The 15,416-nt window shown below is 72.0% G+C and carries 11 protein-coding genes; 2 read left to right on the top strand and 9 right to left on the bottom strand.

The features are described 5' to 3' along the window. Nucleotides 1-87: 87 nt before the first annotated feature. Both IPK71_27840 and IPK71_27835 read right to left on the bottom strand, forming a co-directional pair. Nucleotides 88-1,272 (bottom strand): hypothetical protein, encoded by a 1,185-nt coding sequence (locus IPK71_27840; GenBank protein ID MBK8217558.1) that lies wholly within the window; start codon nt 1,270-1,272, stop codon nt 88-90. After that, nucleotides 1,269-2,042 (bottom strand): hypothetical protein, encoded by a 774-nt coding sequence (locus IPK71_27835; protein MBK8217557.1) that lies wholly within the window; start codon nt 2,040-2,042, stop codon nt 1,269-1,271. Before IPK71_27835 ends, IPK71_27840 begins: the two co-directional genes overlap by 4 nt. Before the next feature lie 202 nt (nt 2,043-2,244). Between IPK71_27835 and IPK71_27830 the strand changes: the two genes are divergently transcribed. Beyond that, on the top strand, nt 2,245-2,565 hold the full coding sequence (locus IPK71_27830; GenBank protein MBK8217556.1) for a high-potential iron-sulfur protein: 321 nt from the start codon (nt 2,245-2,247) through the stop codon (nt 2,563-2,565). A 72-nt stretch (nt 2,566-2,637) separates the two neighbouring features. On the opposite strand, the gene IPK71_27825 is transcribed toward IPK71_27830, so the two are convergent. Together IPK71_27825 and IPK71_27820 are read right to left on the bottom strand one after the other, a co-directional pair. Then, nucleotides 2,638-3,039, bottom strand: a complete 402-nt coding sequence (locus IPK71_27825; protein MBK8217555.1) for a hypothetical protein — start codon at nt 3,037-3,039, stop codon at nt 2,638-2,640. Nucleotides 3,040-3,435: 396 nt separating this feature from the next. Then, on the bottom strand, nt 3,436-6,639 hold the full coding sequence (locus tag IPK71_27820) for a hypothetical protein (protein MBK8217554.1): 3,204 nt from the start codon (nt 6,637-6,639) through the stop codon (nt 3,436-3,438). 104 nt (nt 6,640-6,743) lie between these two features. On the opposite strand from IPK71_27820, the gene IPK71_27815 reads away from it, so the two are divergent. Continuing rightward, nucleotides 6,744-9,413 carry a cation-transporting P-type ATPase gene (locus IPK71_27815; protein MBK8217553.1) on the top strand — a complete coding sequence of 890 codons (2,670 nt, stop codon included), beginning with the start codon at nt 6,744-6,746 and terminating at the stop codon, nt 9,411-9,413. Nucleotides 9,414-9,418: 5 nt separating this feature from the next. Here the strand turns inward: IPK71_27815 and IPK71_27810 are convergent, their stop codons facing one another. From IPK71_27810 to IPK71_27790, 5 genes are all read right to left on the bottom strand, one after another. Then, nucleotides 9,419-10,075, bottom strand: coding sequence for a transglutaminase family protein (locus IPK71_27810; protein ID MBK8217552.1), 657 nt, complete (start codon nt 10,073-10,075; stop codon nt 9,419-9,421). Nucleotides 10,076-10,097: 22 nt separating this feature from the next. Next, nucleotides 10,098-11,300, bottom strand: coding sequence for an MFS transporter (locus IPK71_27805; GenBank protein ID MBK8217551.1), 1,203 nt, complete (start codon nt 11,298-11,300; stop codon nt 10,098-10,100). 56 nt (nt 11,301-11,356) lie between these two features. Continuing rightward, nucleotides 11,357-11,809, bottom strand: coding sequence for a CBS domain-containing protein (locus IPK71_27800; protein MBK8217550.1), 453 nt, complete (start codon nt 11,807-11,809; stop codon nt 11,357-11,359). A 133-nt stretch (nt 11,810-11,942) separates the two neighbouring features. Further along, nucleotides 11,943-13,679, bottom strand: a complete 1,737-nt coding sequence (locus tag IPK71_27795; protein MBK8217549.1) for a PAAR domain-containing protein — start codon at nt 13,677-13,679, stop codon at nt 11,943-11,945. Between the two features lie 623 nt (nt 13,680-14,302). Continuing rightward, nucleotides 14,303-15,355 carry a hypothetical protein gene (locus IPK71_27790; GenBank protein ID MBK8217548.1) on the bottom strand — a complete coding sequence of 351 codons (1,053 nt, stop codon included), beginning with the start codon at nt 15,353-15,355 and terminating at the stop codon, nt 14,303-14,305. Between the last annotated feature and the right edge of the window lie 61 nt (nt 15,356-15,416).

The following is a 15,416-nucleotide window of genomic DNA, read 5'->3' as shown; positions in this document are numbered from 1 at the left end:
GTCGCGGTCATCCGGCGTGGCGAAAAGGTTCGTGGTTACGGACGTTTGGCCCCGTGGCCGTGTCCCCGCGGGCGCTCCCTCGAGCGTTCACTCGGGGAGGCGGATCTTGCGCGGCGTCGCAGGCGACGGGCTCTCCTCGGACCCGTACGAGAAGCGCCCGAAGCAGTACGTCTCGCCGCCCTCGGTCGTGGCACACGTAGCCGACGAGCCACACGCGACCTCGATCGCAGGCGGGAGCTTCTCGACCCGCATGGGGCGCTGGGCTTCGTACGTCGACCGAGGGATGGCGTAGCCGAGCTGCCCCTCGGAGCCCGACCCGAAGCACACGACGCCGCCGCGCCGATCGACCGCGCACGCGTGGTTCGCCCCGAGGCACACGGACCTCGCGCCCTCGAGGGGGATCTCGAGGCGGTTCGAGCGGCCCTCGCGCGCGGTGAGCATCATGAGGCTCCCGAGACACACGAGGCCCTTCTCGAAGGTCGCGCACATGGCCGACTCGTTGGCGACGATCGCCGTCGCGCCGTCGAGGAGGGGGACGCGCGTTGGGCGGACGTTCTTGCGCGCCGTGGGCTCTCCCTCGCGCGACCACACGTCCGTTCCCCAGCAGAAGGCCTCGTGGGCCGCGGTGAGGGCGCACGCGGACTGCCAGGTGATGGCCACGTCGACGACGTCGCGGAGACCCGAGACGCGCTCGGGCAGGGCGAGCGCGCGTGCGTCGTCGAGGTACTGGGTGTCGCTCCCGCTCTCGCCGTGCTGGTTCTTGCCCCAGCACGAGAGCCCTCCGTCCGTGTGGATGGCGCAGGCGGTGAAGGGGCCGGAGCGCACGGCGCGCACCTTCTCGAGCCCGACGACCGGGGTCGGTCCGCGGGCCTCGGGCTCGGCGATGCCGGCGCCGAGCTGCGCGAACGTGTTGCCTCCGGCGCACTGCACGTGCCCGTCGGCGAGCGCCACACACGAAAAATCACGACCTTGGGCCGCCGAGACGGCGTGGTCGAAGAGGTCTTGGGTCTCGGCGAACGGCTCGGCGGTCCCCCTGTGGACGGGGCACGCGAGCTTGCCGCGCGTGAGGGCGCAGATCGTGCTGCCGGAGACGAGCGTGGTGCTGGGTTTGGGCGCCGGAGCGCGAGGGGGCTCGGGGGCGACCGAAGGAGGAGGCGCCGGGCGGCTCGCCACCTTGGGCACGACGGCCTCGGTCGGACGAGGCTCGGCGCACGCCCACACGAGCGCCGTCACGGCCCCCAACGCCGGAACGATGAAGCGACGCCCGCTCATGGCGTGGGCCGCGTGAGGTCGAGGGTGAAGCGGCGCTCGGGGCCGCGGTTCCCCGACTCGTCGACGGCCGCGACGGCGAGCGTGGTGCGTGGGCCGGACAAGGGAAATTCCCGTGGATCGCAGAGGCTCGTGCGACCGATGAAGAGGCGCCCCTCGTGAGCGCGGTAGATCGTGGTGGGGGGCCCTTTGGTGTCGAGCTTGCCGGTGCTGTCGGGGCCCCAGATGGCGTACGCGAGCTCGGCGTCGGGCCTGCCAGGATCTTCGACGGAGAGCCCCTCGATCTCGACCCACGGGCCTCGGATGGAGCACATGCCGCCGCCGACGTGCCCGAGGTTCATGCGCGTCTTGGCCGTGCCGTAGCTCTTCACCTTGGGCGCGACCGTGTCGGTCGTGGTGCCCGTCGTGAACGTGCCGACGACCGTGGTGCTCGGGACGGCGCTCGGATCGACGATCGCGACCTCGTACCGGGTCTCGCGGGTGAGCGGCGCGGTCGGCGTGAGCTCGACGGTATCGAGCTCGGCGCCGGAGAGGACGGTCACCGACGTGGGCACGGCGGCTCCGCGATGCGCCCGCAGCACGAAGCTCGGCTTTGCCTGATGGGGCACCTCGAGCCGCACGCGCGTGTTGAGCGGCGCCGCTTGGGCGCGCACGGGGGTCAGCATGGCCATGCGCGGGCCGACGCACGAGCACGCGCGCGCATCGTGAGCCACGAGGCCCGCCGCCGCGACCGCACCGACGCCGACCAGCGCGAGGGAAAGAGGAACGCGCATGCCCCGAGGATAGAGGCGCCCGCGCCACGGTGGCGTTCTTTTTCCGAGAATCTCGGCCGAGCTGCGCGCGCCCTCGAAGTGCGCGCATTCTTTGCGGAAACGGAAAGATTGCCCTCGACGGAAAAGGCCCTATTTCTAGGGGTGATTCGCCGAAGGTCCGCGCGCAGGTCGCATGGCCCGAAGGCACTTGGAGGATTTCGACATGAAGAAAGACGCTCTCTCCCGTCGTGAGATGCTCCGCGCTTCGGCGCTCGTCGGCACGGCAGGCCTTCTGCCCGCGTGGCTGCTCGCTTGTGGCAAGAAGGAGCTCTCGTGCATGGACACGGCCGGGCTCGCGGCGCCCGACGTCGCGATGCGCACGACGCTCGGCTACGTCGACAAGAGCCCCGAGGCGAACAAGAACTGCGCGGGCTGCGCGCTCTACAACCCCGGCGCCGCCGACGCGTGCGGTGGCTGCAAGGTCCTGAAAGGGCCGATTCACCCGCAGGGCTACTGCAAGTCGTACGCGCCCAAGCCCGCCTGATACGCCACGAAGACCGAACGAGCGTCGCGCTGCGGTGATCCCGCGGCGCGACGCTGTCTTTTTGTGTCGAGATCAGTCGTGCGCGTGGATGGTGTACGTCACGTTCGTGTTGCACACCTGGTTCGCGCCCTGATCGGGCACGAGCTCGCCGCCCCATTCGAAGGCGCCGTACGCGTCACCCGTCTGCTTCCGGACGGCGCGATAGAGCTTGAACTTGGTGACCTTGCAGTTGCCGACGTACTCGAGGTTGTCGGTGAAGGTCGCGCTCTGGCCGGAGCGAATCTCGGTCGAGGCGACGTCCTCGGTGCGCCACTTGTTGTCGCACCCGTCGAAGTACTGGATCTTGGAGACCTTGATCGTCTCGGACTTGTCGTTGACGACCTTCACCTTCGGGGCCTTGCAGTTGTCTGCGAAGGCGGTGGTGGCGGCGGCGACGACGACGAGACCCATCAAGGCGGCGTGGATGTTTTTCATGCGCGATGAGACGGCGCGCGCGCGCTACAGGTTCACCTCCGGGCGGCCCATTTGGATCGCATTTGGACCCGGGCTTCGCGGGGTGAAAGATGCCGTTTTTCGGCCACGAAAGGCCTCCATCCGGCGGAGGCGCGGGGAGAACGGCTGGCCGTCCACCCTAGCGGCCTGTTGATTTAGGGACCGAGGTCCGTCGTCGTCCGCGCCCGACCCGCCGAGGCGCGATCCGAGGAGCCCGCGGAGCCTACTTTTGTAGGCGAGCAGGCACCGGAGGAGCGCAACGAAGGCGGTCGGGATGCGGCGGCGACGGGGCGACGACCCTTGGAAGTCCCTGAAGAGGGACGGGAGGAAATCAACGGGCTGCTAGGGCGCCGCGGCGCTTCGCGCGACGCTGGGACCTCAGCTCCGCCGCGCCTCGACGAGGGCCCCGAGGTCGGCCGCCGTCGCGACCTCCGCGTCGTCCGGCTCGTCCACGACACGCGTCCGTGGGGCGAGCTCGTCGTAGTTGACCGCGGCGAGGAGGGCGTCTCTCTGGGTCGTCGACGAGTCCCGTGTGTCTCGGGCGAGCGCGTCGCGTTCGGTGTCCCCACGTGTGAGGGCGTCGAGCTCGTCGCTCGTGACGACACGCTCGCTCGGAGGTAGGGCGTCCGCGTCGACCTTCGTGGGAGGGGCGATGGCGGAGGCGGCCCCTCGTGCGGCGGACTCGGCCGTCGCCGCGGGGTCGCCCTCGCGGGAGGTCGAGACGACCGCACGCACGGCCGCGATGGCCCGAAGCCTCGCCGGGGCCTCGACCTTCGTGTCGAAGCGCTGCGACGTCACGGAGGCGCGCCGGCGAAGGGCCTGCGAGGCGCGCGTGAAGAAGAAGGGCGGGAGGTACTCCCAGAAGCGCACGCGGTCTCGGGCGACGACCTCGAGCCACGCGACCACGGCGGCGGCGCGCGCGCGTGCGGCGTCTCCCGTGAGGTCGTCGAGGGCGCGCTCGAACGCGGCGAGCTTCGGCAACGCGTCGTCGGCCCGGAGGCGCGTGCGGAGGCCGGGCGCACCCACGAACGGCGCGGCCTCGACGAGGAGATCTCCGACCAACGCGAGCACCCACGGGCAGCGCGCCGCGTCCTCCGGGGAGGTGAGGCCACGGCCCACCACGCGCAGCTTCAGGTCGAACGGCAGCGCGACGAACAAGAGGGCGAAGAGCGCGGCGCTCGCGATCCGCGCGGCGTCGTGCACCTCGGCGTCCTCGAGGGGGACCATGCGGAGCGCGCCGTCCCCGGGGTCGAGCGCGCGCCGCACTTCGAGGGTCCCGCTCGACGCGCGGCGAACGAACAGGGTGCGCTCGACGTCCCCGGGCACGTAGCGCGGCACGACGACGTAGCGGCGGTCGGGGGCGCGGCGCGTGAGCTCGGCCGAGAGCCGCTCGGCCCGCCGATCCAGATCGCTTCGGTCGATGTCGGACCACGGCCAGAGGTAGGTCGTCACGACCTCCGCGCGCACGGCGCCTTCGTTCGGAGTGAGGCCGAGGACGGATTCGATGATGGCGTCTCTGCGGGTCCCGTGGGGGAGAGGTGGATCGTCGTTCGTCGTGGTGGTCGGCACGAGGTACTTGTCGAGGTCCTTCGTCTTGCCCAGCACGAGCACCCGCGTCCCACGTCGCGCGAGGGCGAGCACCGTCGTCTTCGGGATCGCCGCGAGCGGCGGGGCCTCTCGTCGGCCCTTCGGGTTCGGGACGACCACGAGCCCGAAGCGCACGTCCCCTCGGACCGCGGCGTCGAGCACGTCCGCCCCCGATTCGAGGCTCACGTCCCAGGTCGCGAGGCGGAGCCCGAGCGTCCTCGCGTGGGCCTCCCACGCCGCGAGCTCGTCGGCGGTCGTCTCTTCGTGCACCACGAGGAGGACGTCCGCGTCCTCGCGTACGAAGCGGCGCCCGACGCGGACGGTGTGCTCGACCACATGGACGGCGCGCGTGCTCGGAGCGCCGTTCGGGCCCTCGAGCTCGCACGTGAGGGTGAGCTTGGCCGCCGTGTACGGCGCGGCGGTCGGTGCGATGGCGAGGACGAGCGAGAAGGGGGCCTTCGCGCCCCCTTCGACGAGCTCGACCTCGTGGTGCTGGGGCGCGGCCAGATCCCGAGGCCCGTCCCGGTCGTCCACGAGGCGCACGTCGTTCGGGCCGAGCTCGCCGTGGCCGAGCGCGAGGCCGACGCGGACGCTGCGCGCGACGTCCCCCCGAGCGCCGTAGGAGCGGGTCGCGACGTTGCGCACGGTCACGTGGACCTTGGTGGCTTCTCCCGGCGCGAGCGAGGGAAGCGCGACGACCGGCTCGAGCGCGACCGGGTGCCGCACGACGATGCTGCCGAGGGCCTCGGACGCGCCGCGATCGAACGCGTCGAACGACCGACGTACGGCGGGGAGCGTCGCGCGGAGGCGGAGAGTCTCGGGCGCCGCGAGGGGCGCGCCGGCCGAGCGCGCCGCGTGTCCTGCCACGACGAAGGGGAGCTCCTCGGCGAACGTGTGGCGTTGTCCGGGCCCGAGCCCTCTCGGCAGCTCGAGGCGCGCGACGTTGCCGCGTGCGTCCTCTGGGGGACCTATCCATTCGCTCGCTACGAGCTCCACGGTCACGGCCGTGTCGACCGGGAGAGGCATGGGGCCGGTGTTCTCGACCTCGATCGCCCCGACGAACCCGCGCTCGCTCGGCTCGTAGACGCCGTCGTCGTTCTCGCTCCGGTGCGCGAAGGAGACGAGGCGCACGTCGTACCGGCCGGGGAAGCGCTCCACGGTGCCCCCCGGCCGAACGACCTCGTACGCCATCGCACCCGACGCGCCGTGCGAGCCGTCGTGCAGGGCGCGTGCGATCTCCCTCCCGCTGCTCCCGCTCGGGCCGCGGCTCCCACCGGACCGCGAGTGGGAGGTGGTGCGCGTTTGGAGCTGACCATTCCCGTCGGTGTAGGTCTCCGTCTCCGACCAGTGGTAGGACGAGCCGCCCTCGCCTCCGGAGCCCCCGCCTCCGGCACGGCCGTGGCTGCCAGCGCGCCCTCCCGAGCCGCCCGCGACGCTCGCCTGAACGAGCATGAAGAGGTGCATGTCGGGCTCGTCCACGCGCACGACGATCGTCCCACCGTTCCCCCCCGTGGCCCCGTCGCTCCCGGCCCCCGCGTCTCCTCCGTCGCCGCCGCGGCCGCCGTTCGTGCCGTCGGAGTACCGGGACGCGTCGCTCCCGCGAGAGCCTTGGCCGCCCTCCCCACCGTCACCGCCGCTGCCGCCGCGCCCACCGCGTCCCCCCGTCGCGGCGAGCTCGATCGCCGTCGGGTGAAAGAAATCGCACGTCTCGTCGATCGCCGCGCTGCCGCCTCGGGCGGAGAGGTTCCCTTGGAGACGCACCTGCGTCGTGCCTGCGACGCTCGCGAGGCGCAGCTCGATCCGTCCCCCGTGCTCGCCGGGGCTTGCGGGGCCTGCGTGGCCCCCGCTCTCGCCGTCGCCGCCGTACGAGCCGTGGGAGCCCGAGCGCCCCGAGGCGCCGTCCTCTCCGCGTCGCCCACTCGCGTCGACGCGCGCGAGAGGGCCCTCCTCGATGGCCTCTGCGTCCCTCTTCGCCGCGCTCCGGTAGGCTGACATGGGCGCAAGGTACAAGCTCCGTGAGCGCGCGGAAACCGTGAGGGCGCGCGCCAGGCCGCGAGACTCGACGTGCGGGGCCGTCATGGAGGTAAGGTCGCGGCGTGATCGACCTGACCGAAACCCCCGAGGACGCGCTCGCGCGCCTCGGCTCTCGCGCCGAGGGCCTCACACGGGAGGAGGTCGCGCGGAGGCTCGCCGAGGTGGGTCCGAACCGCGTGGAGCGTGTGCGGCGTACGTCACGGATCACTCGGTTCCTGCGGGAGCTCGTCCACTTCCTGGCCATCGTGCTGTGGATCGCCGCGGCGCTCTGCTTCGTGGCCGACGCGGTCGATCCAGGGCAGGGCATGCGGGTGCTCGGCGTGGCCATCGTGGCGGTCGTGCTGGTGAACGCGGCGTTCTCGTTCTGGCAGGAGCTCCGCACCGAGCGCGTCCTCGCCGCGCTCGAAGAGCTCCTCCCGCACTCGGTGCGCGTGCGGCGGGGCGGCGCCGTCGAGGTCGTCGAGGTCGACGCCGTGGTCCCCGGGGACGTCGTGCTCCTCCAGGCCGGCGACGAGGTGCCGGCCGACGCGAGGGTGCTCGAGGCGTCGGCGCTCATGGTCGACACGTCGGCGGTCACCGGGGAGTCTCAGCCGCGGTCGCGCGACGCGCTACCGGCCGCCCCCGACGACGATCTCTTGCATGCACGATGCATATTGCTCGCGGGCACCGAGGTCGTGGCCGGGACCGCGCTCGCCTTGGTGACCGCGACGGGAGGGCGCACCGAGCTCGGACGGATCGCTCGGCTCGCCCAAGGGGGTACGCCGCCGCAGTCTCCGCTCGTCCGCGAGATCCATCGCCTCTCCCGGGTGGTGTCGGCGTTCGCGGTGGGGCTCGGCGTGTCGTTCTCGGTGCTGGGGCACGCCCTCGGGCTCCCCCTCTTCGAGAGCCTCGTGTTCGGGATCGGCATCATCGCCGCGAACGTCCCCGAGGGGCTCTTGCCGACGGTGACGCTCTCGCTCGCCATGGCGGGCCAGCGCATGGCCAAGCGCAAGGTGGTGGTGCGGCACCTTACGGCCGTCGAGTCGCTCGGCGCCGCCACGGTGATCGTCACCGACAAGACCGGCACCCTCACCGAGGGCCGGATGGTGGCGCGGCGCGCGTGGGTCGCGGGAGACACCTTCGAGATCGACGGGCTCGGCGAGGTGGCCTTCGCTCACGACCTCCGCGTGTGCGCGCGGCTCTGCCACGACACGGTGATCGACGGGACGGGCCAGAGGCTCGGCGATCCGCTCGAGATCGAGCTCGTGGTCCGCGTCGGCCGGGGCGAGGAGCCCGTCGACGCGTGGACCCGCATAGGCGCGATGCCTTTCGACGCCGACCGGAGGCGGATGAGCGTCGCCGTGATGTCCCCCGACGGGCCGTGGGTGCTGGCCAAGGGAGCGCCCGAGAGCGTCTTGGCGGTCGCCAGGTCGATCCGAGCGCGTGACGGGATCGTGGCCCTCGATGGTGGAGCGACGGCGGAGGTGCTGGCCGCGGCCGAGGCGATGGCGCGTGATGGCCTCCGGGTGCTCGCGCTCGCCGGGCGGAGAGCCGAGGGCGGAGAGATCGACGGCAACGACCTGGAACGGGAGCTCGTCGTCTACGGGCTCGTGGGGCTCGAGGATCCTCCGAGGGAGGGCGTGGCCGCCGCCGTCGCCACCGCACGAAGCGCCGGCATCCGTGTGGTCATGGCCACGGGGGACCACCCGACCACGGGCCTCGCGATCGCGCGTCGTGTCGGGATCGCGCGGGCGGACGCCACGCGGGCACGAACCGGCAAGGAGCTCCGCGAGCTCGACGACGCGGCGCTCTCCGAGGTGCTCGACGCCGAGGAGGGCGTGTTCGCGCGGGTGAGCGCCGAGCAGAAGCTCCGTGTGGTGCTCGCGCTCCAGCGAAAGGGACACGTGGTCGCCGTCACGGGCGACGGCGTGAACGACGCCCCGGCCCTGAAGGCGGCGGACGTCGGCGTGGCGATGGGGAAGAGCGGGAGCGACGTCGCGCGGGAGGCGGCCGACATCGTGCTCGTCGACGACGACTTCTCGGCGATCGTGGCCGCGATCGAAGAGGGGCGCGCCGTGTGGGACAACCTGCGAAAGTTCATGACGTACATTTTGACGTCGAACGTCCCCGAGATCGTTCCGTATTTGGCGTTCGTGCTCTTCCGCGTGCCGCTCGCCCTCACCATCGTGCAGGTGCTCGCGGTCGACCTCGGCACCGACATGCTCCCCGCGCTCGGCCTCGGCGCCGACCCCCCCGAGCCCGACGTGATGACGCGTCCTCCTCGATCGGCGCGGGAGCGCCTGCTCGACCGCGCGACGCTCTTCCGGGCGTACGTGTGGCTCGGGGGCATCGAGGCCGGGCTCGCGATGGCGGTGTTCTTCGCGGTGCTCTCACGCGGTGGCTACACGCACGGGGGCCTCTCGGCGGGTGATCCGCTCTACCGGACGGCGACGACGGCGACGTTCGTGGCGATCGTGGCGGCGCAGGTCGGCAACGTGCTCGCGTGCCGCAGCTCCCACGCGTCGGCGTTCGCGCGGTCGCCGTTCACGAGCCGCCTGCTCGTGCTCGGTGTCACCGTCGAGATCGTTCTCTCGGCTCTCGTCGTGTACACCCCTTGGGGCCAAGCGCTCTTCGGGACGGCGCCGCTCGGGCTCGGCACGCTCGCGCTCGTCGCGCCCGTCCCCTTCGTGCTGCTCGCGCTCGAAGAGCTTCGAAAGTGGGTGAGCCGCGCCGCTCTTCGGCGCGCGCGCGCCTGAGGCGATCACCCCTGGAAGACCTCGTCGGGGGCGCTGTCCTCGGCCTGTCGAGGGATCCCCCGCGTGTAGTGCTCGCGAAACGCGGCCATGATCGCGTCGAAGGGGAGGTCCGTGAACCTCCCTCGGTCGCGCACGTACTCCATGTGCCTCCTCCCTTCGGCGTCGAACGCCTGGAGCATGGCGTCGTGCTCCCCGTCGAGCTCGAGCACGGGCACCCCGAAGCGCTCGCAGAGTGCGGAGTTGAACGCCGGGGTCGCGAGCACGTTCGCCCCGTCGATGGCCAGCTCGACGTACCCGTGAAAGACGAAGAGATCGGTCCCGAGGACACGGAGGAGCTTCTCGCTCGCGAGGTGGTTCCGGACGTCGGCGAAGCCGAGCCGCGCCGGGATGCCTACCGCCCGCGCGGCCGCGCAGAGAACGACGGCCTTGGGGACGCACCAGGCGCGGTCGTGGGCCAGGATGGAGCTTGCCTTGAGGGCGCTCGGGTCGGGGGAGAACGAGTACGGGTCGTAGCGAAACCGCTCGCGCACGGCGCGAAAAAGCCGGGTCGCGCGCTCCTTTGTGGTCTCGGCCTCGCCGCAGACCTCGCGCGCGAACGCGATCACGCGGGGGTGATCGGAGTCGACGAAGGTCGTCGGGGCGAGCCAGCTCGGGTCGTGCATGCCTCGAAGGGTAGCAGGCACGTCATCGGGCTTGCGAAGGAGCCTTGGGTCGCGCGAGCGCCGACCACAGGGCCGCGCACGGGAGCGCCGCAAGCCCGACGGCCGTCACCGCGCCCCACGTGTGGGTGCGGTCGACCACGGCCCCGAAGATCGGGTTCGCGGCGACGTGCACGATCGACTGGATCGCGGCCGAGAGGCCCCCGGCGAGCGCGGCCGCGCGCGGGTCGATGCGGCGGAGGAGATCGGACGTCCCCACGACGTACATGCCGGCTCCACCCGCGAGCGACACGCTCCCGAGGGCGACCTTTCCCCACGCCGAGCCGACGAGCGGGACGAGCGCGAGCGTGGTGGTCGCGAGGGCCGCCACGGCGAGCAGATCGTGGTGCGCGTGATGCGCGTCCTTGGCCGTGCGATCCCTGCGTGACGCGGCGACTCCGAACGCGATGGCCGCGACGTCGAAGGCGAGCGGGGGCACCCACAGGTAGTGGCCGACGGCGTGCTTCGGCACGTCGCACGTCTCGTGGAGGAGCTGGGGGTACCACGAGAGCACCACCAGGATCGCCGGCGCCGACCCGAGCACGACGAGGGCTTGCCGTACGAAGGCGCGGTGGCCGAGCACCTCACGGACGGGGACCGCGGGCGCCTCCTTCGCCTCGCCGTGGGTGTCGTCCGGCGGCGAGACGAGGAGCCACAGGGGCAGCCACGCGAACCCGATCGCCGCCGTGAGCACGAAGGTCCTCCGGAAGCCGTACGCGTGCGTGAGGGAGGTGGCGAGGGGCGCTGCGATCATGGCCCCGATCGAGCTCCCGGTGAAGAGGAGGCCCGTCGCGGCGGAGCGACGCGCGGGGGGCACGTGCGTGTGAATGGTCCGCGCCGCGGCCGGGAACGAGGGGGACTCGAGCGCCCCGAGCAGGACACGCAGCACGAAGAGCGACACGAACGAGCCAGCGAGCGCGTGCATCGCCGAGACCAGCGACCATCCCACGAACGCGGCGGCGAGCGTCCTCCGCGGGCCGATGCGGTCGACGAGGCGCCCGGAGATGGGCGAGAAGACGAGGTAGGCGAACGCGAACCCCGAGCCGAGCCACCCGAGCTCGGTGTGCGAAATGCCGAGCTCCGACCGCACCGTCGGCGCGATGGCCGAGAGCGTCTGACGGTCGAGGTAGCTCACCGTCATCGCGAGCGTCGCGACGACGGCGACGAGCATGGGCGGGGCGCGTCTCACGGCGCGAGACGTTCGCGCCTCACGCCCTCCCGGTCAACCGCCGATGCGCGCGAGGCTCAGGCCATCATGTGGGCCGGCTCGTCGACCAGCTCGAAATCGAAGGGCAGGGGCCGCGCCTCGTCCTTGTCGAGGAGGAGGAGCAAGAGGTCCGTGCTCGTGACGAGCCCGACGAGCTTGAGGCCGCGCACCACGGGGATGGCGTCGATCTTTCGCTCGGTCATCACCTGGACGAGCTCGCGGATGTCGGTGTCGACCTCGCAGGTCGCGAGCGGCGTGTGGGTCATGGCCTCGCCGACGACGACGTCCGTGGGGACCTCGAGGTGGCCGCTCTTGGTCATGGTGGAGCGCGTGAGCACGTCGCGGTCGGACAGCACGCCGACGAGCGCACCCGCGCGGACGACCGGCAGGTGCCGGATACGCTCGCGCTGCATGACGTGCCAGGCGGAGCGGAGCGTGAGCTCGGGAGGGACGACGATGACTTTTCGGGTCATGGGGACTTCGGCGCGCATGCCCGGCTTCTACGCAAGCGACGTGCCCCGAGTGTCGCGTCTGCAAATGTCCGAAACTAGGCCAGAATCTGGCATCGAGACCGCGCTCCTGGGTGCACGCGGTGCGAGCGCGACGCAAGCCCTGCGTGCCGTGTCAGGAGTCGGGCCGCGACGGCGGACGAGGCCCGGGGGGCGTCGGGACCGCCGCGGGAGGGTGCCCGTCGTGATGGCCGTGGCCCTGCGGGTAAGCGGGCTGCGAGGGCGAAGGAGGCCTGTGCTGCGCCTGGGGGTAAGCGGGCTGCGAGGGCGAAGGAGGCCTGTGTTGCGCCTGCGGGTAAGCGGGCTGCGAGGGCGAAGGAGGCCTGTGCTGCGCCTGCGGGTAGGCGGGCTGCGAGGGCGAAGGAGGCCTGTACTGCGCCTGCGGGTAAGCGGGCTGCGAGGGCGAAGGAGGCCTGTGCTGGGCGTGCGGGTAAGCGGGCTGCGAGGGCGAAGGAGGCCTGTGCTGGGCCTGCGGGTAAGCGGGCTGCGAGGGCGAAGGAGGCCTGTGCTGCGCCTGGGGGTAAGCGGGCTGCGAGGGCGAAGGAGGCCTGTGCTGCGCCTGGGGGTAGGCGGGCTGCGAGGGCGAAGGCTGCGGGATGGCTCCTGGTGTCGGCGCGCGTTTCCGCCGCGAGAGCCCCACGCCGAGCCCCACACCGAGCGCGATGACGCCCAAGCCCGCGACGCCCGCGAGGGCCCACACCGTGCGTGACGGCCCCGCCTCGGCGGGCGCGCGGAGCTCGTTCGTCGCGCTCTTCGGGTCGACGAAGGGGCGCACCGCAGAGGCGCTTCCTTGGGGGGTGAGCGGTGTGGGAGGCCCGAGGGCCCCACGGGCGGAGAACCGCACCGACGTGCCGGCGGCGAGCACGATCGCCTCTCCGCGCGCCGGGCGAATCGTCGCGGCGCCCGAGAGGAGCGCCACGTCCACACCGTCGGAGAGGCGGACGATGCGCGCCTGCGAGCCGAGCTCGATCGTGCCCTCTTTCGTGACGATGACCTGCTTCGCGGGCGGGAGGGTGGTCACGATGGCGCCGCCTTCGTCGATGCGGAGCTGTCCGTCGGCGAGCCGCTCGACCACCGAGCCGGGGAGCACCGAGATCGCGGACGCGGGCGTCGTCTTCCCGGGCGGTGTGCTCCTTAGGACCTTGGTCTCGGTCGCCGACGTGCGGAACGTCTGAGGGACGCCGCCCGATACGTCGGCGATCGGCAGGGGCGGAGGCGGAGGACCGGGTGGACCTGGGGGCGGCGGTGGAGGAGCCGACGAGGCTTGCGGAACGCGCCGGACGGGCGTCGGACCTGGGGCTCCGAAGAGGCCGCCTCCCGATGGTGGAGCGTCGGGCTCGTTCCCTCCCGGAGAGCCTCGGATGATGGTCCCCACGCCGCCGCAGTGCGCCGTGGCAGCGCCGAGCTCCGCAGCGGGGACACCATCGATGAGCACCCCGGCCCGGTTGCCTCCCGTGATTCGGTACATGTTCGGACCGCAACACGCCGCGTGGGTGCCGTAGTCGCCTTGCCGCGCAGCGGGGAGCCCGTCGACCGTGACCGTCGGGCTGCCCATGACGATGGGGCCGATCACGGGGTGAGGGCACGCCGGGCACCCATGGGCATCGGCGGGCGCCTGGGCGAGGTCGGCGAGGCGCGCGAACCCTGTCGTGCGCACGGTCTCGATCGCGAACGTCTTCTTCTTCCCGTCGCACGTGATCGTGAGCTCGTTCGCGCCGGCGTAGTTGAACGTCGGGCGAACGGGCGTGCCCTTCGGCGGCGCGAAGCTGGCTGTCCCACCCCAGACTACCTCCGCCGAGAGATCCTTCTCCTCCTTCGTTCCTTTGGCGCGGACGCACCGCGCGCCGAACATCCAGCCCTTCGTGAAGACCTTCGGGCTCTTGCCGGCCGGGTGGAGCAGCTCGATCTCGATGTCGTCGAGCGGCTTCGTCTGGGTGAACGTGCCGCGGATCGTGATCATCGGCTGCGTCGCCGTCCACGTGCCCGAGATCCGGAGGGACCGCGCGTCGCGCGTGAGCGTCCCGGTCATGGTCATGCGGTACCCGTTCACCGTCGTGACGCACGAGACCGCCGAGCCCGAGACGGTGAACGGGCAGGTCCATAGGCTCCCGTCCTTCCCTCGGAAGGCCATCGTCATGCCCCCGGCGGTCGCCGTGGCGTCGCCGTCCATGGTGTGCGTCACGTTGAGGTACGGAGCGATCGCGGCCTCGACGGGCTTGTACGGGCTCGACGCGCCGGTCATCACGGCCGAGCCGCTCCACTCCCCGTCGAGCTCGGAGGTGGGCTTGGCGCCGGGTCTCGACGGTGGCGGCGCCTCGGCGTGCGCCTCGGGCACGAGGAGCGGAGCGAGCCAGAGGGCCTCGCGATCGGTCGTCGTGCACGTCGTCGTCGTAGGGCCCCGACCGTCGGCGACGAGGGCCGCGAGCAGCGCGACGAGCGCGAAGCCAAGGGCGCGACCGGAGCGTCGTGTGCAGTTCATCGCGCATCCTTTCGAAAGGCGAGGCCGAGGCTCGCGTAGGCCGCAGCCTCACGATCGTGGGCTCGCAGGGTAAATGGAAGCTCCCGCCGCGCTTGGAGGCGGAGCCGGCTCACCTCCGCCAGGGCGACCAGGGCGTCGGGGGCCGAGGTCCGAGCGTCACCGAGCCAACGTTCGACGGGGGTGACCTCCTCGCGGAACGCGAACGGCGAGGTCACGACGAGCGGGCCCCCCGGCGCGGTGAGGGCCCCGAGCTGCCGAAACACGAGCGTCGGATCGGCGACCGAGTCGAGCAGGTTCTCGGCGAGCGTGCGGGTGAACGCCCCGGCCCGAAAAGGAGGATCGTGCACGTCGGCACATACCCACGCCACGTCGGCCTTCGGCCTCTCGGGCCAAGAGATCCGAACGCCTCGAAAGCTCCGAGGGTCGCGCGGGACGGCGACGTCCACGGCCCCTTCGCGCGCGAGCCTACGCGACAAGAGGAGCGACGGGAGATGCGCGTCGACGAGCAGCGTCGCGCACGTGGACTCCCACGCCTCGCGCCCCGGCCCGGAGCCCATGACACCGAGCACGTCGCCGTCGGACGCGGGCGAGAGCGCCTCGAGCCACGCGACGACCTCGACCGGATGAATCGCGCCGTCTTGGGCGTCGAAAGGAGACGCGTGCCCGAGCCGCGCCTCCGCGTGGTCCCGAAAGTGGGCCATGGCCCAACGCCCGAGCCTCGCGCTCGAACGAACGAGCTCGCTCGCAGGGGCGTGCCCGTCGAGGGCCGCGAGCCGGGTCTCCAAGGGCGCCTCGGTGAGGTCCCCGAGCGGTGTGTGCTCGAGGGTCAGCGCCTCGGGGGAGGGAAGCACGATGGGGATCCCGCGCACCACGGGGTAGCTCGCCGTGCAGCGTGTGCACTCGAGCGCGAAGCTCGCGTCGAGCTCGCCCGGGATCGCCTTGGCTCGCGTCCGCTGGTCGACGAGGTCTCCCACGACGAGGGTGCCCGCACCGTCGACGTGCCGGCAACGGGGGCACACGAGCGCACAGGCGGAGAACGGTGAAGCCATGATCCATCGAGCCCGAAGCAAGGCGCATGACAACGCTGGGGGGCCACGATCGGTGCGCTCT

It is taken from the genome of Myxococcales bacterium, from assembly GCA_016712525.1.
GTDB lineage: Bacteria > Myxococcota_A > Polyangia > Polyangiales > Polyangiaceae > JAAFHV01.
The sequence above is the reverse complement of the archived record's forward strand: the minus strand, read 5'-3'. Positions and strand labels throughout refer to the sequence as shown.